17 protein-coding genes are annotated in these 18,168 nt (G+C 65.3%); 3 read left to right on the plus strand and 14 right to left on the minus strand.

Annotation, left to right across the window (positions count from 1 at the left end; genetic code table 11):
- Nucleotides 1–96: 96 nt before the first annotated feature.
- Nucleotides 97–342, plus strand: a complete 246-nt coding sequence (locus tag ABXS05_RS20185) for a hypothetical protein (protein ID WP_367625180.1) — start codon at nucleotides 97–99, stop codon at nucleotides 340–342.
- Nucleotides 343–349: 7 nt separating this feature from the next.
- Here ABXS05_RS20185 and ABXS05_RS20190 read toward each other — a convergent pair whose 3' ends face one another.
- Nucleotides 350–1,099 carry an SDR family NAD(P)-dependent oxidoreductase gene (locus ABXS05_RS20190; protein ID WP_149253902.1) on the minus strand — a complete coding sequence of 250 codons (750 nt, stop codon included), beginning with the start codon at nucleotides 1,097–1,099 and terminating at the stop codon, nucleotides 350–352.
- A gap of 185 nt (nucleotides 1,100–1,284) precedes the next feature.
- On the opposite strand from ABXS05_RS20190, the gene rhmD reads away from it, so the two are divergent.
- Nucleotides 1,285–2,463, plus strand: coding sequence for an L-rhamnonate dehydratase (gene rhmD / locus ABXS05_RS20195; protein WP_367625181.1), 1,179 nt, complete (start codon nucleotides 1,285–1,287; stop codon nucleotides 2,461–2,463).
- A gap of 61 nt (nucleotides 2,464–2,524) precedes the next feature.
- A complete protein-coding gene (locus ABXS05_RS20200) occupies nucleotides 2,525–3,211 on the plus strand; it encodes a GntR family transcriptional regulator (RefSeq protein WP_311942790.1) in 687 nt (228 codons plus the stop codon).
- Between the two features lie 39 nt (nucleotides 3,212–3,250).
- Here the strand turns inward: ABXS05_RS20200 and ABXS05_RS20205 are convergent, their stop codons facing one another.
- The 13 genes from ABXS05_RS20205 to ABXS05_RS20265 form a co-directional block, all read right to left on the minus strand.
- Nucleotides 3,251–4,018 carry an SDR family NAD(P)-dependent oxidoreductase gene (locus tag ABXS05_RS20205; protein WP_367625182.1) on the minus strand — a complete coding sequence of 256 codons (768 nt, stop codon included), beginning with the start codon at nucleotides 4,016–4,018 and terminating at the stop codon, nucleotides 3,251–3,253.
- A 1-nt stretch (nucleotide 4,019) separates the two neighbouring features.
- Nucleotides 4,020–5,060: a histone deacetylase family protein gene (locus ABXS05_RS20210; RefSeq protein WP_367625183.1), complete on the minus strand. Its 1,041-nt coding sequence runs from the start codon at nucleotides 5,058–5,060 to the stop codon at nucleotides 4,020–4,022.
- A gap of 15 nt (nucleotides 5,061–5,075) precedes the next feature.
- Nucleotides 5,076–5,843: an SDR family NAD(P)-dependent oxidoreductase gene (locus ABXS05_RS20215; RefSeq protein ID WP_311942799.1), complete on the minus strand. Its 768-nt coding sequence runs from the start codon at nucleotides 5,841–5,843 to the stop codon at nucleotides 5,076–5,078.
- A gap of 1 nt (nucleotide 5,844) precedes the next feature.
- Nucleotides 5,845–7,236 (minus strand): glutamine synthetase family protein, encoded by a 1,392-nt coding sequence (locus ABXS05_RS20220; RefSeq protein ID WP_367625184.1) that lies wholly within the window; start codon nucleotides 7,234–7,236, stop codon nucleotides 5,845–5,847.
- Nucleotides 7,236–8,624: a transaminase gene (locus tag ABXS05_RS20225; protein WP_367625185.1), complete on the minus strand. Its 1,389-nt coding sequence runs from the start codon at nucleotides 8,622–8,624 to the stop codon at nucleotides 7,236–7,238. Before ABXS05_RS20225 ends, ABXS05_RS20220 begins: the two co-directional genes overlap by 1 nt.
- A 240-nt stretch (nucleotides 8,625–8,864) precedes the next feature.
- Nucleotides 8,865–10,187, minus strand: coding sequence for an NAD(P)/FAD-dependent oxidoreductase (locus ABXS05_RS20230; protein ID WP_367625186.1), 1,323 nt, complete (start codon nucleotides 10,185–10,187; stop codon nucleotides 8,865–8,867).
- Nucleotides 10,188–10,199: 12 nt separating this feature from the next.
- Nucleotides 10,200–11,090, minus strand: a complete 891-nt coding sequence (locus tag ABXS05_RS20235; RefSeq protein ID WP_311942810.1) for an ABC transporter permease — start codon at nucleotides 11,088–11,090, stop codon at nucleotides 10,200–10,202.
- Nucleotides 11,091–11,101: 11 nt separating this feature from the next.
- Nucleotides 11,102–12,052 (minus strand): ABC transporter permease, encoded by a 951-nt coding sequence (locus ABXS05_RS20240; protein ID WP_367625187.1) that lies wholly within the window; start codon nucleotides 12,050–12,052, stop codon nucleotides 11,102–11,104.
- A 160-nt stretch (nucleotides 12,053–12,212) separates the two neighbouring features.
- Entirely contained in the window at nucleotides 12,213–13,886 is a 1,674-nt protein-coding gene (locus ABXS05_RS20245) for a peptide ABC transporter substrate-binding protein (protein WP_367625188.1), read from the minus strand.
- Between the two features lie 81 nt (nucleotides 13,887–13,967).
- A complete protein-coding gene (locus tag ABXS05_RS20250; RefSeq protein ID WP_311942817.1) occupies nucleotides 13,968–15,299 on the minus strand; it encodes an NAD(P)/FAD-dependent oxidoreductase in 1,332 nt (443 codons plus the stop codon).
- A 1-nt stretch (nucleotide 15,300) separates the two neighbouring features.
- A complete protein-coding gene (locus ABXS05_RS20255) occupies nucleotides 15,301–15,999 on the minus strand; it encodes an SDR family NAD(P)-dependent oxidoreductase (RefSeq protein WP_367625189.1) in 699 nt (232 codons plus the stop codon).
- Entirely contained in the window at nucleotides 15,996–16,517 is a 522-nt protein-coding gene (locus tag ABXS05_RS20260; RefSeq protein ID WP_149253889.1) for a MarR family winged helix-turn-helix transcriptional regulator, read from the minus strand. The genes ABXS05_RS20255 and ABXS05_RS20260 overlap by 4 nt, the downstream gene beginning before the upstream one ends.
- Nucleotides 16,514–18,157, minus strand: coding sequence for an ABC transporter ATP-binding protein (locus tag ABXS05_RS20265; protein WP_367625190.1), 1,644 nt, complete (start codon nucleotides 18,155–18,157; stop codon nucleotides 16,514–16,516). Before ABXS05_RS20265 ends, ABXS05_RS20260 begins: the two co-directional genes overlap by 4 nt.
- Nucleotides 18,158–18,168 lie beyond the last annotated feature (11 nt).

Here is an 18,168-nt window from a genome sequence, read left to right on the forward strand (position 1 = left end):
CCGTGGCTGTCAAATCGCCGCTGGCTGTGACCCGCGAAACTGCCGGACTGCTCAATCGATGCGAGAAACCGGTACTGCTTCCCGAAGGATCGTTTCATGCGTCCGAGTACCGCTTTCCTTGCGCTGCTGGCCCTCGGCTGCGCCATACTGGTCTTTCTTGAGACGCAGGGACATTACCTGGCACGGTTGATCGACAGCCGGCTGCCCTGCCAGCAGAACCCCGCCAATTCCGCGCCCTGCTATGTGACGACGAGCCTCACCGTCATCGTCGCAGCCGCCGCCATCGGGCTGGCGGCGCTCGCCGTGGTGCTGGTGCGGGCGCTGATGGCCCGCCGTTGCTGATGCACGATCAGTAGGTGGCCCGGCCGCCCGAAATGTCGAACACGGCACCGGTGGTGAAGGAGCATTCCTCGCTGGCGAGCCAGGTGATGATGGCGGCCAGTTCCTCCACGGTGCCGAAGCGCCCCATCGGGATCTTCGACAGCATGTAGTCGATATGGGCCTGGCTGACCTGCTGGAGGATCGGCGTATCGACCGTTGCCGGCGTAATGGCGTTGACGGTGATGCCTTCCTTCGACAATTCCTTGCCCAGCGACTTGGTGAGCCCGATCACCGCCGCCTTGGAGGAGGAATAGGCCGACGCCGTGGGATTGCCTTCCTTGCCGGCGATGGAGGCGACGTTCACGATGCGGCCATAGCCATGCTTCTGCATCAGCGGCGCAACGAAGCGGTTGCAGTAGAACAGGCCGTTGACGTTGATGTCGTAGACCCGCTTCCACTCCTCGATCGGATAATTGACCAGCAATTCGTTCTTGCCGGCCACGCCGGCGGAACAGACCAGCACGTCGATGCGGCCGAGCTGGCTTTCCGCAGTCTGGGCCGCCTTCTCGACGGCGATAGGGTCGGTGATGTCGATGGCGATGCCATGGGCCTTCGGGCCCAGCGCCTGGCGCACCGTCTCGATGCGGGCGGCATCCACGTCCCAGATCGAGACCGAACCGCCCTCGGCCACGATGCGCTCGGCCGTCTTGAGGCCGATGCCGGAGGCTCCGCCGGTGATGATGGCGCCGCGGCCCTCATAGCGAATGATCGTGGTCATGCCGGTCCTTCCCTGCCTTCCGAATGCCGGCCGTGCTGCCGGCGCCGCCGTGTTTTCCGGGGCAATCGGGTGATATCGGATTATTTGTCAGACAACAAGAGAGTGAGCTTTCAGGAATTTGTAAACTTGACTGACAAGTTTCTTGCGTCACTATTCGGCGCAACCCAACGCAGGAAGGACGAGGCATGGCATCTCCCCGCATCAAGCAGGTCAGGACCTATCTGGTCCGCAGCGAAGGCGGCGGCGATTATTTCAGCCAGAAGCAGGGCCATTGGCTGATCGACACGCTGATCGCCAATCCGATGTCGGGCTATGCCGACTACAAGGCCTCGCGCACCAGCTGGGGCGTCAACGTCATGGGCTCGATCGTGGTGGAGATCGAGACTGAGAGCGGCCATGTCGGGCTCGCCACGGGCTTTGGCGGCGAGCCTGCCTGCTGGCTGATCCAGCACCATTTCCGCCGCTTCCTCGACGGCGCCGACCCGCGCGACCTCAATCGCCTCTGGGACCAGATGTTCCGGGCATCGATGTATTACGGCCGCAAGGGCCTGCCGCTCGCGACCATCTCCGTGGTGGACCTGGCGCTGTGGGACCTGATCGGCAAGATGAGGGAGGAACCGGTCTACAAGCTGATCGGCGGCCGCACCAAGGATGAGATCCGCTTCTACTGCACCGGCCCGCGGCCGGAAGCGGCCCGCCGGCTCGGCTTCTGGGGCGGCAAGGTGCCTCTGCCCCATGGCCCGGCCGACGGCATCGACGGCCTGCGCGCCAATGTGTCCTTCCTCGCGGCGCATCGCGAAACCGTCGGCCCCGATTATCCGCTGATGGTGGATTGCTACATGGCACTCGACGTGCCCTATGCGATCGAGCTCGCCACCGCCTGCAGGGACCTCGACATCTATTGGTGGGAAGAGGTGCTGCATCCCGATGATGTCGACGGCTATGCGCTACTCAAGAGAGCTTTGCCGGCAACGAAATGGACGACGGGCGAGCATGAATATTCGCGCTACGGCTTCCGCAAGCTGATCGAGGGGCGCCATATCGACATCCTGCAGCCCGACGTGATGTGGGTCGGCGGCCTGACCGAATTGCTGCGGATCTCCGCCCATGCCAGCGCCTATGACATTCCCGTGGTACCGCATGGCAGCGGCCCCTTCAGCTATCACTTCGTGATGTCGCAGCCTCATTCGCCCTATTGCGAATATGTCGCCAACAGCGCCGACGGCCAGGACGTCCTGCCGGTTTTCGGCCCCCTCTTCACCAATGAACCGGTGCCTCGAAACGGACGCCTCGACGTTCCCGACACCCCGGGTTTCGGCCTGATCCGCAATCCGGCAGCAGTGCTGGTCGAAGCCGGAGCATAGCAGGACGCCCCGTCCTGCTTCGGTGCTTGCCCTCGGGTCGCCAATGTGATCACAGTCGGCGATGAGCACTGACAGTCTCGCCGCCGTCGAACCGGCCGACACCACGCCCAACCCGCTGCATCAGCAGGTCTACAGGACGCTGCGCGAACAGCTGATCATCGGCAATTTCCATCCCGGCAAAAGCATGAGCCTGCGCGGCATCAGCGACATGCTGGGCGTGGGCGTGATGCCTTGCCGCGAGGCGATCCGCCGCCTGGCCGCCGAGAACGCCCTGGAGGTCCAGCAGAACAGGCGGGTCTGCGTGCCGCATCTGACCGTGGCCCGCTTCGAGGAGCTGATGAGCGCGCGGCTCGCCCTCGAGCCGCTCTGCGCCCGGCGCGCTTTGCCTTTTGTCGATAGCGACAGGCTGGAGCGCATGATCGCCCATGACGAGACGATGAACCGGAACTACAAGACCGGCAACGCCGACGTCTACATGCTCGCCAATTACAACTTCCACTTCGAGCTCTACCGCGCCGGCAATTCGGACGTGCTGGTGCCGTTGCTCGAAAGCGTGTGGGTGCAGTTCGGCCCCTTCATGCGCACCATCTATGATGTGGTCGAAGGCGCCGAGATCATCGACAAGCACAAGATGGCGATCGAGGCGATTCGCCGGAACGATGCGGATTCACTGCGCACCGCCATCGAGGCCGACATTCTCGATGGCATGTACCTGCTGCGGCATACGCTCGGCCTGGGCGCGAACTAACACCACTGTTGCAGTTTTCATTCGAAGGGGATTGGAGTGTCAGCCCTTGCGCTCCTGCAGGATGTTGCCGCCGTCCACCACCAGCACGGAGCCGTTAACGTAGCTTGCGCCGTCGGAGGCCAGGAAAGCCACCGCAGCGGCGACCTCGTCAGGGGTTCCTGCGCGGCCCGGCGGCGTAGCGCGGGCAGCGATGCGCTCCTCCTCGGTTGAGGATCCCGTCTCGATCCAGCCCGGCGCTACCGCATTGACGGTGACGCCATCCCCTGCCACTTCCAGAGCCAGCGCGTGGGTCAGCCCGACCATGCCCGCCTTTGCCGCCGAATAGGCCGCCTCACCGGGATTGGAGACATAGGGGCCGGTGACCGAAGCGACATTGACGATGCGCCCATGCCGCCTCGCGATCATGGCGGGCAGGAAAGCCCGGGTCACTAGAAAAGCGGTGTTCAGGCTGACGTCGATGCCGCGATTCCATTCGGCCTCGTCGAGGTCGACGAAACGCTTCTGCACGGCCGGCTTCAGCACGCTGCCCATGCCGGCATTGTTGACGAGGATGTCGACATCGCCGGCCGCCGTCCGCAATCGGCGCACCTCGTCGGGCCGCGTGAGATCGGCAACCGTTGCCCAGGCTTCGATGCCCTCGGCTTCCAGCTCCGCCGCACGGCTAAAGATGCGGTCGGTCGAGGCCGTGATCGCGACCGACAGGCCGGCACGCCCCAGGGTTCTGGCAATGGCGAAGCCGATCCCGTCGGGAGCCCCAGCCCCCGTCACCAGGACCGAGCGCGAGCGGACGAAAGGTCCGGAAGCCATCTCACCCTCCCGCCTGTTCGAAACCGGTGAGGACATTGACGGCGTTGACCCCAAGGGCACCGATGGCATAGCCCCCCTCCATCACGAACAGGGTCGGCAGGTCCAGCGCCGCGATCCGTGCTCCGATCTCGCTGAAATGCGGGGTATCGAGCTTGAACTGGGAAATCGGGTCCTCCTTGTAGGTATCGACCCCGAGCGAGACCACCAGGGCCTGCGCATCGAAGGCCTCGATCCTGCGGCAGGCATCCTCGAAGGCGGCGGACCATTCCGGCCATTGCGTGCCTGAAGGCAGGGGATAGTTGAGGTTGAAGCCCTCGCCTGCGCCCTCGCCGCGTTCGCGGGCATAGCCGAGATGGAAAGGAAATTCGAAATCGGGGTCGCCATGCATGGAGGCGACCAGCACGTCAGCCCTATCGTAGAAGATCTCCTGCGTACCGTTGCCGTGATGATAGTCGACATCGAGCACCGCGACGCGCGAGCGGCCGGCATCACGAAAACGCTGCACGGCGATGGCGGCATTGTTGAGGTAGCAATAGCCACCGAAGAAATCACGGCCCGCATGATGGCCGGGCGGGCGGCATAGCGAGAAGGCCGTGCGCTCGCCGCCGAGCACGGCATCGGCGCCGGCGAGCGCGGTGTCGGCGGCGCGCTTGGCCGCCTGCCAGGTAGTAGCGGTGATCGAGCCGGCCATGTCGAAGGAATAGTAGGAAAGACGGGCGTCGAGGCCACTAGGCGCCTTGTCGATGGGCGGCATGGAACGGTGGCGCCAGCTATAGGGCCAGACCTCGCCATCGCGGCCGGCGGCCTGCCATTCCTCATACACGCCCTTGAGGAAATCGACATAATCAGGCGTGTGGACGCGCTTGATCGGTGCGAGCTCATAATCCTGCGGGGTCAGTATCGGCCCGAGGCCCACCTCCTTGACCCGAGCCAGGATGATCTCGGCCCGTTCCGGTTTTTCGAAGGTCTCGACGATCTTGCCGAAGGAAAGCTCCATGCCGCTGTGATGGAGATGGTGGTCGGCGGTGTAGAAGGTCTTCATGGCATAAGCTCGGGTTCAATAGCCTGCGGTAATGCCGAAATCGATGGAGAGGGCCGCGCCGGTGATCGGTGCGGCGCCAGGCTGGCAGAGATAATGGATGAGACCGGCGATCTCCTCGGCCTTGATGAAACGGGCACTCTCGCCCTGCGGATAATTGCCGAGCAGCCGCCGCTTATAGGCCTCGGGATCGCCCTCGCCATAAGTTGCCGCCTGATATTCGATCATCGGTGTGGCGACGTCGCCGGGGCAGATGGCATTGACGCGGATGCCCTGCGGCGCAAGTTCCAGCGCCAGGGCCTTGCTGAGCAGCACCAGCCCGCCCTTGGAGGCGCAATAGACGGCCGCCCCCTTGTTGCCCACCAGCCCGGCATCGGAGGCAATGTTGACGATCACGCCGCGAGAGATGGCGAGATGGGGAATGGCAGCCGAGATCAGGAAGAACGCACCCTTGAGGTTGATGTCGAGCACACGGTCCCAGTCCTCCTCGGCGACTCCCGTGGCGGGGCCTTCCAGCCAGACACCGGCGGCGTTGACGAGCACATCGAGACCATCGGCCTCGGTCGCCTTCGCCACCACCTCGCGGCAGGCCTGGGCCGAGCGGATGTCGAGCGGCAAAGCGAGCACCTCGGCACCGGCCTCCTCTACCCTTGCCCGGGCCTCTTCGAGACGTGCGCCCGGAAGATCCGCCAGGACCACGCGCGCGCCGTCCTGGGCAAAGCGTAGCGCGGTCGCCAGACCCATGCCGCCGGCACCACCGGCAATCAGAATGGTCCGCCTGGCCATCTCAAACGACCTCCCCGTAAAGCTGCAGCTCCAAGGCGGTGATATCGGCGGCAAAACGTCGATATTCCGCCCGCTTGAGCGCCAGCAGCACATGGTGGAGGCGCTCGCCCAGGACCTCCTTCAGGAAGGCCGAGCCAGCTGCCGCCTCGATGGCGCTGCGCCAATCGGCCAGCAGGGTATCGTCGGCCGCGCTCACATAGGCAGTGGCCGGCGGGCCCGGATCGCGCTGCGCGGCAAGGCCCCGGCGGATGCCCGCCAGCACGACGGCGCCGACCAGATAGGGATTGGCGTCAACGCCGGCGGCACGCTGCTCCAGATGCCGGCCCTCCGGCGAACCAGCGGGAACGCGCACGGCGACGGCCCGGTTGTTGACACCCCAGCTCGGCGCCGTCGGCGCGTAGCTCTGGGCCGCGAAACGCCGCCACGAATTGAGATGGGGGGCGAAGACCAGCATGCTCTCCGTCATGGTCTCCAGCAGGCCGGCAATGGCATGGCGCAGGGCCGGCGCGAGCTCGCCGTCGCGGTCGGCGAAGAGATTGGCGCCGTCCCGGCCTGCCAGGCTGGCATGGGCGTGCATGCCCGAGCCGGCGCGACCGGCGAAAGGCTTGGCCATGAAGCAGGCCTTCATGCCGTGGCGCACGGCAAGTGCGCGCAGCAGCCGCTTCAGCATGACGAGATCGTCGGCGGCGCGCAGCGCGTCCTCGCGATGGCGCAATGTCAGCTCGAACTGGCCCGGCGCATATTCGGAGATCAGCGTCTGCACCGGCAGGGCCTGCGCTTCGGCGGCGCGATAGACCGCATCGACGAAGGGCTCAAGGCGATCGAGCTCATCGACACTGTAGACATGGATGCCGCCAAGCCTTTCGCCGGTCAGCGGCATGCGGAGCGGCTGCGGGCGGCCATCTGCCGTCGCCTCGCGATCGAGCAGATAGAATTCGAGCTCGAAGGCGGCAACGGGCTGCCGGCCGTCGGCCTGGAGCAAGGCCTGTTGGGCGGCCAGGGCATGGCGGGGGTCGGCAGCCATCGGCGCGCCGTCGAGCTCGTACAGCGACAGGCGCACCTCGCCGCGCGGCGGCGAGGTCCAGGGCAGCGGCACCAGCGAGCCAGCGATCGGCCAGGCACGCCGGTCGGCATCGCCATCCGACCAGACCAGCCCGGTTTCCTCGACATCCTCGCCGGTGACGTCGAGGCCGAGGATGGAGCCGGGCAGATGCCGGCCGCCGCGGAACAGCGGCAGGAGTTCCTCGCGCCTGATGATCTTGCCACGGGCAATGCCGTTGATGTCGACCAGGACGAGATCGAAGGCGCCGATCTCGGGATGATCGGCCAGGAAGGCCTCGGCTTCGGCAATATCGGCGGCCTGCGCCGGCCGCGTCGACAGGGCGCCGGCCATCACGCCGCCTCCCCGGCCTGGCAGAAGCGGGCGAGGATCTCGCCATAGGCGGCAACCAGCGCCTGGGCTTGCGCCTCAGCCAAGGCCGGACTGACCAGGATCATGTTGTGGAAGGGGGTGAGCAGGAAGCCGCGATTGAGCAGGGACAGGTGCAATCCCTCCTCGATGACCGAGGAGGCGGCTTCACGGGCTTCCGCCGCGTTGCGCACCGGCTCGGAGCTGAAGACCACCTCCAGCCGGGCGCCGACGCGGGTGACATGCCAGGGCAGGCCCTGCGCCCCGATGGCCTTGATAAGGCCTGCCTCGATGATGTCGGTTCGCGCGGCCATGGTGGCATAGGTCCCTGAGGTCATCACCTTTTCCAGGCTCGCCCTCAGGCAGGCGAGTTGCAGCGCACTGCCGGACAAAGTGGTGCCGATGCCGGAATGGCCATGGCTGTCGCGCGCCCGCCGCGCCCGGTCGAGCCCCTCGGCCACCTCGGCGCTCATGCCCCACACGCTCACCGGCACGCCGCCGCCGATGGGCTTGCCCATCACCATCAGGTCGGGCTCCAGGCCGTGCAGCATGGTGTAGCCGCCGAGGCCGGTGGAAATCGTATGGGTCTCGTCGATCAGCAATAGCGTGCCATGTTCGCGCGTCAGCCGCCGCAGCGTATCGTGGAAACCAGGCGCGGGCAGGATCATGCCGCAATTGGTCATCACCGGTTCGGCCAGCACGCAGGCGACTTCACCGGACACCAAGGCGTTGCGCAGCGCTTCCTCGTCATTGAAGGGAATGGCAATGGTGGTCTCGCCGAGATCGACCACCTGACCGAGCAGGCTCGCCCGCGAGAAAGTACGACCATTGACGAGATCGACCAGCGTGTCATCGACGGCGCCGTGATAGCAGCCGTCGAACACCAGGATCTTGCGCCGCCCGGTCACGGCTCGCGCCACACGGATGGCGAAACGGTTGGCGTCGCTCGCCGTGGCGCCGATTTGCCAATGCGGCAGGCCGAAACGTGCAGCCAGCAGTTCGCCGACGATCTCGGCATCGGCGGATGGCAGCATCGTCGTCAGGCCGCGATGGCCGGCATTGCGCAGCACTTCCAGGATCGGCTCGGGCCCGTGGCCGAACATGGCGCCGGTATCGCCGAGGCAAAGATCGACCACCGCATTGCCGTCGATGTCGGTGAGATGCACGCCGCTCGCCTGCTCGATCACCATCGGGAAGGGCATCGGCCAATCGAGCATCCAGTGCATCGGCACATTGTCGAAGAGGCCCTTGCCCTTGCGCTCCGCCATGGCCCGCGCCTTGGGACGACGCTCGGCATAAAGCTGCCGTTCCGCCGGCAGCAGGGCCTTCACCCGCGCCTCGATGGCTGCATTGTCGATCGGCGTGCTGGACACGAGGAACCTCCGCTGAATGGATTGTGGCACCGTTCATCGCCGAACGATGGTCCGCGCTATTGTGATCACAATCAGCAGATTGAAGGCTATTCTGTCAACAGATATCCAGAAAAATCCGCGAACTGTGATCACGTTATCGCCCCAGATCGAAGTCTCCTCTCTTCCCGAGCGGACAGCGGGCGCGATCCAGCGGTCGCGCCCTTCAGCTCTCTGCAGTGGAAAATCGGGGAGTTTCCCGCGTCAGGCGTGCGGTGGCAGGGGCGCGCCGTCCATGCGGGTCTTCAGCCAATCGCGCGCCCGGTAGTAGCGCAGCGTGAGCTGGGGGCCGAAGCTCATATAGAAAGGCGCCTTGTGCAGCGGCTCGACCTTGAGCGAGAGCTCCTGCTCCGGCACGTCCAGCGCCCATTCCGAGAGGATGCCGCCGAGCATGCTGCCGGTGGGCACGCCCCGCCCGGAGAGTCCCGTGAGGGCGACGATGCCGGGCGCCAGGCCGTAGAGACGGGGGATGGTCCTGGCCTGCATGTCGAGTTCGCCGAACCAGAAATACTCCCAGCGGATCTCCCGCCTGATCTGCGGATGCAGCCATTTCAGGCGATCGCTCATGACCTGATGCGTATAGGCAAGGTCGCGCCCGCGCCGCCCCATCGGGAACATCGAGGCGACGATGCGGCCCTCGGCATTGTATTTGTAGACGTAGATGTCGCCGCGGCCGTCATGCATGGTGGTGTTCTCGGGCAGGACGGAGCGGCGCTCCTCCTCGCTGAGCGGCTGCGTCGCCGCCACGAAGACGCGCATGATCTTGAAGCTCTGGTCGAGCTTGGGCCAGCCCTCCACCGTATAGGCGCCGGTGGTGAAGATCACCTTGTCGGCCACCACGCTGCCATCAGCGGTATGGGCCACCCAGCGTAGGCCTTCGCGCGTGACGTTGGTCACCTTCGAGCCCGTATGCAGTATCGCGCCTTCCTGCTGCACGGCTCGCGCCAGGCCGCGCGCATAGCCGAGCGGATTGAGATGGCCCGCCTCGCTGTGGAACCAGCCGCCATGGAAGCGCGGGCTGCCGGTGATCGCCTCCACCTCCGCCTTGTCGACGAAGCGGGTGCGGGCGCCGACGGCGTTGTATTCCTCGACCTTGCGCTTGATGGCATCGATGGCACCCGGGCGGGCCGCCGCCTGGACATAGCCGTTCTGCTGCCATTCGCACTGGATCTGGTAGCGCTCGATCATGGCGCTGACGCGGGCATTGGCCTGGGTCTGCCGGGCGATCAGCCTTTCGGCCCAGGGTTCGCCGAGCAGCTTGCGCAATTCGGGCAGGCTGAAATGGGTGAAGGTCGGCGTACAATGGCCGGCATTGCGGCCGGAGCCGCCGAAACCGGCCTGCTCGGCCTCCAGCAGCACCACGTTGACGCCCTTGCGCACCAGTTCAAGCGCGGTGGTGAGGCCGGTATAGCCGGCACCGACGATGCAGACATCGGCCTGCACGCGCCCGGCCAGGGGCACGGTCTGCGGGGCGGGAGCGGCCGTCGCATACCAGAGCGTCGCGTCGAAGGGCGAGAATTTCGACATGGCCAGGCCCTCTCAGTTCAGGTCGCTTCGGGCGTCGAGGGCATCGCGCAGCCCATCGCCGATGAAGTTGAAGCTGGTGACGGCGAGCGTGATCGCCACCCCCGGCACGATGGCGAGCCAGGGGGCATTGGCGAGATATTGCTGGGCCCCGTTGAGCATGTTGCCCCAGCTCGGCAGCGGCGGCTGGATGCCATAGCCCAGGAAGCTCACATAGGCCTCCAGCAGGATGGCGCGGGCCACCGTCAGCGTCGCCGCCACGATGATCGGCCCGATGACGTTGGGCAGCAATTCGCGGAACATGATCCAGCTGTTCGACAGCCCCACCATGCGCGCCGCCAGCACGAAATCGCGCTCGCGCAGCGAGCGCACTTCCGCCTCCACGATGCGCGCGACCTCCATCCAGCTGGTGACGGCGATGATCACCGTGATCATCAGCGGGCTCGGCTTGATGAAGGCCGCCAGCGTCAGGAGGAGGAAGATGCTGGGGAAGGACAGGAAGGCGTCGACGAAGCGCATCAGGGCTGAGCCGGCCCAGCCGCCATAATAGCCGGCGGTGACGCCGATCACCGTGCCGAGCGCCGTGCTGAGCAACATGGCGAAGAAGCCCACCAGCAGCGAGATGCGCCCCGCCATGAACAGGCGGGCGGCGAGGTCGCGGCCGAGCGGATCGGTGCCGAAGATGTGGTAGCCGGTGAAGGGCGGCGCGAAGCGGGCCCTCAGATCGATGAAGAGCTCGTCATAGGGCAGCAGGCGCGGGCCGAGGATGCAGGCAAGCGTCAGGAGGATGATCATTGCCAGGCCGACCATGGCGAGCCGATGCCGGCAGAAGCGCCGCACCGTGCGACTGCGCCACCAGCGCGGCTTCGGCGAAGGCGATGCGGGGGAAAGAGTTGCTGAGGCCATTGCTTTTCTCCCTAACCGAGCCGGATGCGGGGATCGACGAAGGCGACCAGCAGGTCGGCGATCAGATTGCCGATGAGCACCAGGATCGCCGAGAACATCAAAAGCCCCATGATCACCGGATAGTCGCTGTAGCCCAGGCTATCGAGGAACAGCCGGCCCATGCCCGGCCAGGTGAAGACGGTTTCCGTCACCAGCGCTCCGCTCAGGATGGTGGGTATCTGCAGGCCGGCCAGGGTGATCATCGGCAGCAGGGCATTGCCGATCACGTGCTTGACCAGCACGCGGCGCGGCTTCAGCCCCTTGGCCTTGGCCGTGCGCACGAAATCCTGGTTGATCACGTCGAGCGTGGCCGTGCGCATGTAGCGGCTCCAGACCGCCACATTCACCAGCGCCAGCACGATGCTGGGCATGATGAGATGGATGGCATAGTCGGCGAAGCTGCCGTCGCCCACCGTGAACATGTTGCCCGCCGGCAGCCATTTCAGCTTCAGCGAGAAAAGGTAGATCGCCACCAGGCCGAACCAGAAGGTGGGAATGGAGAGCGCCACCATCGCCCCCACCGTCGCCAGCGTATCGAACAGCGAATAGCGACGCGTAGCACCCATCACGCCGATCCAGGTGCCGAGGATGATGGAAATCAGGGTTGAAAAGCCCATCAGCAGCAGCGTGGCGAAGAGATGCCCGCCGATGATGGCGAGCACCGGCTGGCCGTCGCGATAGGACCGGCCCCAATCGCCTTGCACCAGACGCCAGAACCAGTCGAGATACTGGATCGGCAGCGGACGGTTCAGGCCCATCTGCTCGGTGATGCGATCGAGCGCCTCCTTGGTCATGCCCGGCGTGAGCGTGTATTGCGAAAGCGGGCCGCCGGGCGCCAGATTGAGCACAGCAAAACCGATGACCGAGACCAGCAGCAGCAGGATGAGGCTCTGCCACAACCGGCCAGCGAGATAGCGCAGCATGGGATCGTCTCCACTCGGCCGGCCTTATGGGCCGGCTGTCAGCAGGGTGGCGGGCCAATGCAATCGCTTCGGGTTGAGACCCCGGCCTACTCCCCTTCCCAGGAGGAGGAGGGTAGGACGGAGCTCGTCTACTCCAAGCAATTGCCCCGGGGCAGCAGGCCTATTTGGCCCAGCGCCAGGTGTTGACGTTCCAGCTGTCGATGCGGTTGTTGATGTTGGGCAGGAAGCCCTCCACACCCTTCTTGCGCCCACGCACGGTGGCGTATTGATAGATCGGCAGGAAGGGCAGGTCGGTCCGCATGATCTCCTGGATCTTGAAGTAGAGCTTGCGGCGCTCCTCCGGCACGAAAAGGTTGCCAGCCTCCTTCAGGAGTTTGTCCACTTCGGGATTGGCATATTGCCAGGTGTTCTGGCCGTTGCCGCCCTTCGCCCCGCTCGAAGTCGACATGAAATAGTCCGAGGTATCGGGATCCGGCCCGGTGATGAAGTTGATGCCGACGACAACGCTGTCGAACTTCGACAACATCCAGTAGTCGCCCCACATCACGGCCGGCGGCAGGTTGGAGATCGTCATCTCCACCCCGATGTCCTTGAAGGATTGCTGCATGAATTGCTGCACCTGCTCACGCAGATGGTTGCCGGCCGTGGTCGAATTGCTGAAGGACAGGCGCACACCGTCCTTGGCGCGGATTCCGTCGGCGCCGGGCACCCAGCCAGCCTCGTCGAGCACCTTCTTGGCCTTCTCGGGATCGTAGTCCTGCTTGGGAAGGTCCGGATTGTAGTAGAAGGACTGCTGCGGCATGTAGGATTCGGTCGGGGCAGGCAGGCCGTAATAGAGCGCCTCGATGATCGTCTTCTTGTCCAGCGCGTGATAGAGCGCCTTGCGGACGGCCGGGTCCTTGAACTGCGGACGTTCCATATTGAATCCGACCGACTCGATGGTCGCATTCGGCACGACATCCACGACCTTGCCCTCGAGCGTCTTGGCTTCCTCGTAATGGTCAGCCGTGATCCATTGCAGGCCCAGGACATCGACGTCCCCGGTCTTGAACTGGGTGTACATCACCGTCATGTCGGGGATGTATTTGTAGACGATGCGCTCCAGATAGGGGCCTTCTCCGAAATAATCCTCGTTGGCGGCAAGCTCGATATAGTCGCCGGCGACGCGCTTGCTCCACTTGAAGGGCCCGGTGCCGACGGGCGCATTGTTGAAAGGCGCCGTGTTCTTATCGGCAGCCTCGCCGAGGATGTGCTTGGGCACGATGAAGGTGGAGGCCAGGATCGAGGGATAGGGCGCGAAGGGCTTGTCCATGCGCCAGGTGATCTCGGTGGGCGACACTACCTTGATGTCGCGCACATGCTCGTGGCCGGTGCGCCGCCAGCTGCGGAAATTGGGGTCGACCATCAGTTCCAGCGTGAACTTGACGTCCTCGGCCGTGAAGGGCTTGCCGTCATGCCACTTCACGCCATCGCGCAGCTTGACCTTCCAATTGAGGCCGTCGGCGGAAATGCCGCCATTCTCCACGGTCGGCACCTCGACGGCGAGGGATGGCGTGAACTTACCGTCCGGATCGACGTCGAACAGCGGATTGAACACGCTGTAATGGATGCCCTCGTCCACCTCGATATGGAGCAGATGGGGATTGAAGACGGTCGGTTCCTGCGAGAAGCTGATGACCATCTGGCCCGACGGCTTGTCCTTGCCGGCCGCCAGGGCCTCCTCCCGCCCGAGCAGGGCCGGCATCAGCAGCGCCGAGGCGCCGGTCGCCGCCATGAGGCCGAGGGCCTGCCGGCGATTGGGATGGGGAAACTGGTTTCGCTCTTGTTTCGACATGATGAGTTCCTCTGGAGAGTGGCTTTATTTTTATGGTTGTTGCAGTCGGTTGCCGGCCCGAGATCTCCCGGGCCGGCAGGCTTAGAACCCGCTGATCAGCTCGATCTTCGATCCGTCCGAGAAGCGGGAGAAACGGAAATTGGCCGGGTCGACCAAGGGCGGCCGTCCGGTGACGAGATCGGCCATCAGCTTGCCGGCCGCCGGGCCGATGCCGAAGCCGTGGCCGGAGAAGCCGGTAGCGATGTGGAAGCCGGGTATGGCTTCGACCGGCGAGATCACCGGCACGGCATCCGGCGTGACGTCGATATAGCCGGCCCAGCGCTGCGCAATCTCTGCCTTGGCGAAGACCGGGAAGGCCTTGGTGAGATTGGCCAGGGCGACATCGGTCAATTCCTTCGCCGGCTCGGGATCGAGCACCCGGCAGCGTTCGAAGGGGCTGACCTCGTCCATCGCCCATTGCTTCGGCACGCGGGCTTCCTCGAAGAAGCGGCCACCCATCCTCAGATTGAGCGAACGCCATTCCTTGCGCAGGGCCGGCAGGAAATCGAAGAAGAAGCGGAAGCTGTTGGGCACGATGTCGACGACGTTCTCATGCCCGGACGCGATGGTATACCCGCCATCCGCGCGCTTGCGCACGGCAAAGCCGTTGGACCAGATTGCCGGTCCCGGCCCGCCTTCCAGCGGCTTGGTGCGCAGGACGGAATTCTTCACCTTCAACTGCGGCAGGCGAATGCCGAAGCGGCCGGAGAACAGGCTCGACCAGGCTCCTCCGGCCAGGACGACGGCACTGCAGGCGATCGGCCCGCGTTCGGTGACGACGCCGCTGATCGCTCCGCCCGACGTCTCCACGCCGCGCACGGCGCATTCGGTCAGGATGGCGGCGCCCTTGCGCCGGGCCGCCTCCGCGATCAGGGGAGCGGCGCGCTGCGGCTCGGCGCGGCCGTCCTCGGCGGTGAACAGCGCCCCCTTGATGTCCATGGTGGTGCCGGGAAACATCCGCTTGTATTCGGTGCCCGAGATCATGCGGGAGTCGAGCTGGTAGCCGTCGAGATTGCGGTTCCAGCGCTCGTGGTCGGCATATTCCTTGTCGTTCTCACAGGTGAACATGATGCCGGCACGGGTATAGCCGGTGTCGCCTTCGACGCGCTGGTCGAGCGTCTTCCAGATCCTCAGCGCTTCGGCCATCAGGGGCACTTCACGCGGGTCGCGCCGCGAGATGCGTACCCAGCCCCAATTGCGGCTCGACTGTTCCTGGCCGATGCCGCCCTTCTCGCAAAGCGCGACCTTGAGGCCCCGCTCGGCCAGTTCGAGCGCCGTGGAGGTGCCGATGATGCCGCCGCCGATGACGACGACATCGACCTTGGCGGGCAGCGCCGCGTCGCCTTGGACGGGAATGACAGTGGGGCCGGGCATGTCAGTAGGACTCTTCGAGCTGGCAGTTGATGGTGAATTCGGCGACGCTGGCTTCGTTGGGCAGGTCGATCAGCATGGCGATGATGCGGGCGAGATCATGCGGCGAGGTCATCTTCTCGGCCGAGCGGTCGGTCAGGCTCAGAGCCATGTCGGTGGCGACGAAGCCGGGACAGATCGCGGTGGCGCGGATGCCGCGCTCGAAGCCTTCGTGACGGATGCCGTGCGCCAGGGCGACGGCCGCATATTTCGAGATGGAATAGAGCCCGGCCCGCGAGGATTTGACCCGCTTGCCCGACAGCGAGGCGATGACGATCACCCGCCCACTCCCGCTCTCGGACAAGGCCTGCCAGGCCGCCTTGGCCAGGCGCCGCGGCGCCTTGACGTTCACGGCCAGCATGGCATCGAGATCCTCGTCCTCGGCCTCGATGACGTTCTTGGGGATCATGATGCCGGCATTGGCGACGATTGCATCGATGCGCCCGAAACGCCGCAGGGTCGCCTCGGTCCAGTCCGCCTCCGCCTGGGGATCGGCGGCGTCATAGGCCTGCAGATGCACGCGTTCCGGATCCGCCCAGGCGGGCTGCTCCGGCCGCCGCATGCCCAGCGAAAGCCGCCATCCCCGGCTGGCGAGCTCGGCCGCCACCGCCTGGCCGATGCCCCGATTGGCGCCCGAGATCAGGGCCACCCTCTGCTCGCTCATGCCACCTGTCCTTCCTTGTCGGCACTGTTCTGAGGCGGCATGCCCACGAAACGGCAATAGGCCCGTTTCAGGATGTCCATGACCTGTCTCTGCTCATGCTCGGGGATGAAGTCGAAGAAGCGTTTCGACTGCTCCGTCGCCAATACACGCACCTTGGCGGCCAGCTCGGCGCCGGCCGGCGTGATGTAAAGTTCGTGGGCCCGGCTGTCGTCGGACGAGATTTTGCGGGTGAGCAGCCCCTGCTCGATCATGTGGTCGACCAGCCGCCCCATGGCGGAACGGTCCTTCATCACCAGATGGGCGATCACCGAGGGGCGGATGCCGGGATGGCTGTCGACCAGCAGCAGCGTGGTGACCTTGCCGGTGCCCTTGGCCACTTCGAGGCCATCGAGCCATTCGTCGAGGTCTCGCGACACCGCCAGGCTGATCACCCGGATGTAGAAGCTGAGCGTATCCTCGAGCACATCGAGATCGATATGCGCGGGCAACGTCGGCGGCTTGGCCCGTTTTACCTTCATGCGGCCGGCTCCCACTCGCTGCCCGGAATGGCCGCCACCAGACGCTTGGTGTAGTCGTTCTGCGGTCTGCGGAAGACCTGCGCCGGCGGCCCGGATTCGACGATCCGGCCCTTGAACATCACCGCGACCTCGTCGCAGATCTGGCTGGCAACGCGCAGATCATGGGTGATGAAGATCATGGCCAGATGCATCTCTTTCTGAATGCGCGCCAGCAATTGCAGGATCTGGGCCTGGATCGAGACATCGAGCGCAGAGACCGCCTCATCGGCGATCAGCAGGACGGGATCGAACATCAGCGCGCGGGCAATGCCGATGCGCTGGCGCTGGCCGCCGGAGAATTCGTGGGGAAAGCGGTCATAGGCGCCGGCATCGAGGCCGACGCGAGCGAGCAGGCCGACCGCCTTCTCCTTGGCCTTGCCGGCGGTCATGCCCTGAGCGATGGGGCCGACGGTGAGGATGCGGCCGATGGTATGGCGGGGATTGAGCGAGGCGTAGGGATCCTGGAAGATCATCTGGATGCGCGGGCGCAGCGGCCGGAACTCGTCCTCACGCAAGGGCGCGATATCCCGCCCCTCGAACAGGATGCGGCCGCCATCGCTGCCCATCAGCTTCATTAGCACCCGGCCCAGCGACGACTTGCCCGAGCCCGATTCCCCCACGAGCCCCAGCGTGCAGCCCTGCCGGATCGAGAAACTCACATCGTCGACGGCGCGTACCGGCGTGCCCTTGGCGAAGAAACGCCCCTGGCCCTGGTAGGTCTTGCTGATCCTCTCCGCCTCCAGGATGACAGGGGGCAGAGCGGCAGGCGCGGCATCATCGGCCGCCATGCGTGGCACGGCCGCGATCAGCGTCCTGGTATAGGGATGCTGTGGCTCGCGCAGGACCTGGGCCGCCGTGCCCTGCTCCACCAGCCGGCCCTTTTCCATCACCACGACCCGGTCGGCAATCTCGGCCACCACGCCGAAATCATGGGTGATGAACATCACGCTCATGCCCTTGCGGCGCTGGATCTTGCGGATGAGTTCGAGGATCTGGGCCTGGGTGGTAACATCGAGCGCCGTGGTCGGCTCGTCGGCGATCAGCACGTCCGGATCGAGGGCGAGAGCGATGGCGATCATCACGCGCTGGCGCTGGCCGCCCGAGAGGCGGAAGGGATATTGATGGCGGATGGTCGCCGGATTGGGCAGCCCGACCTCGCCGAGCAGTTCGACGACCTTTTGCTGCCGCGTGGCGGGCGTGCCCACGCCATGCGCCTCCATCGCCTCGGCGATCTGGTCACCGATGGTCATCAGCGGATTGAGGGCGGAAAGCGGATCCTGGAAGATGATCGAGACGGCCCGGCCGCGCAGGTCGCGCAGCCGTTCTTCCCGGGTCGCCAGCAGATCCATGCCCTTGAACAGGATGCGCCCGCCCGTCACCGTCAGCGATGACGACAACAGCCCCATGATCGTGTTGGCGGTGACGGATTTGCCCGAGCCGGATTCACCGATGATGCAGAGGATCTCGCCGGCCTTGAGCTCGAAGGAGATGTTCTCGACGGCGTAGGGCCGTTCCATGTTGCGCGGCAGGCTGACGGTGAGCTTGTCGACCGACAGGATGGTGGCGCTCGGGGTTTTCGGCTCGGCGTCGGAGACCAGCATCGTGACCGTCC

The sequence above is a fragment of the Labrys neptuniae genome (assembly GCF_040797145.1).
Taxonomy (GTDB): Bacteria; Pseudomonadota; Alphaproteobacteria; order Rhizobiales; family Labraceae; genus Labrys; species Labrys neptuniae.

Bases quoted from the DNA above. Each gene is read 5' to 3' on its own strand.
- ABXS05_RS20185 (WP_367625180.1), top strand. From the start codon at position 97: ATGCGTCCGAGTACCGCTTTCCTTGCGCTGCTGGCCCTCGGCTGCGCC.
- ABXS05_RS20190 (WP_149253902.1), bottom strand. From the start codon at position 1,099: ATGACCACGATCATTCGCTATGAGGGCCGCGGCGCCATCATCACCGGC.
- rhmD (WP_367625181.1), top strand. From the start codon at position 1,285: ATGGCATCTCCCCGCATCAAGCAGGTCAGGACCTATCTGGTCCGCAGC.
- ABXS05_RS20200 (WP_311942790.1), top strand. From the start codon at position 2,525: ATGAGCACTGACAGTCTCGCCGCCGTCGAACCGGCCGACACCACGCCC.
- ABXS05_RS20205 (WP_367625182.1), bottom strand. From the start codon at position 4,018: ATGGCTTCCGGACCTTTCGTCCGCTCGCGCTCGGTCCTGGTGACGGGG.
- ABXS05_RS20210 (WP_367625183.1), bottom strand. From the start codon at position 5,060: ATGAAGACCTTCTACACCGCCGACCACCATCTCCATCACAGCGGCATG.
- ABXS05_RS20215 (WP_311942799.1), bottom strand. From the start codon at position 5,843: ATGGCCAGGCGGACCATTCTGATTGCCGGTGGTGCCGGCGGCATGGGT.
- ABXS05_RS20220 (WP_367625184.1), bottom strand. From the start codon at position 7,236: ATGGCCGGCGCCCTGTCGACGCGGCCGGCGCAGGCCGCCGATATTGCC.
- ABXS05_RS20230 (WP_367625186.1), bottom strand. From the start codon at position 10,187: ATGTCGAAATTCTCGCCCTTCGACGCGACGCTCTGGTATGCGACGGCC.
- ABXS05_RS20235 (WP_311942810.1), bottom strand. From the start codon at position 11,090: ATGGCCTCAGCAACTCTTTCCCCCGCATCGCCTTCGCCGAAGCCGCGC.
- ABXS05_RS20240 (WP_367625187.1), bottom strand. From the start codon at position 12,052: ATGCTGCGCTATCTCGCTGGCCGGTTGTGGCAGAGCCTCATCCTGCTG.
- ABXS05_RS20245 (WP_367625188.1), bottom strand. From the start codon at position 13,886: ATGTCGAAACAAGAGCGAAACCAGTTTCCCCATCCCAATCGCCGGCAG.
- ABXS05_RS20250 (WP_311942817.1), bottom strand. From the start codon at position 15,299: ATGCCCGGCCCCACTGTCATTCCCGTCCAAGGCGACGCGGCGCTGCCC.
- ABXS05_RS20255 (WP_367625189.1), bottom strand. From the start codon at position 15,999: ATGAGCGAGCAGAGGGTGGCCCTGATCTCGGGCGCCAATCGGGGCATC.
- ABXS05_RS20260 (WP_149253889.1), bottom strand. From the start codon at position 16,517: ATGAAGGTAAAACGGGCCAAGCCGCCGACGTTGCCCGCGCATATCGAT.
- ABXS05_RS20265 (WP_367625190.1), bottom strand. From the start codon at position 18,157: ATGCTGGTCTCCGACGCCGAGCCGAAAACCCCGAGCGCCACCATCCTG.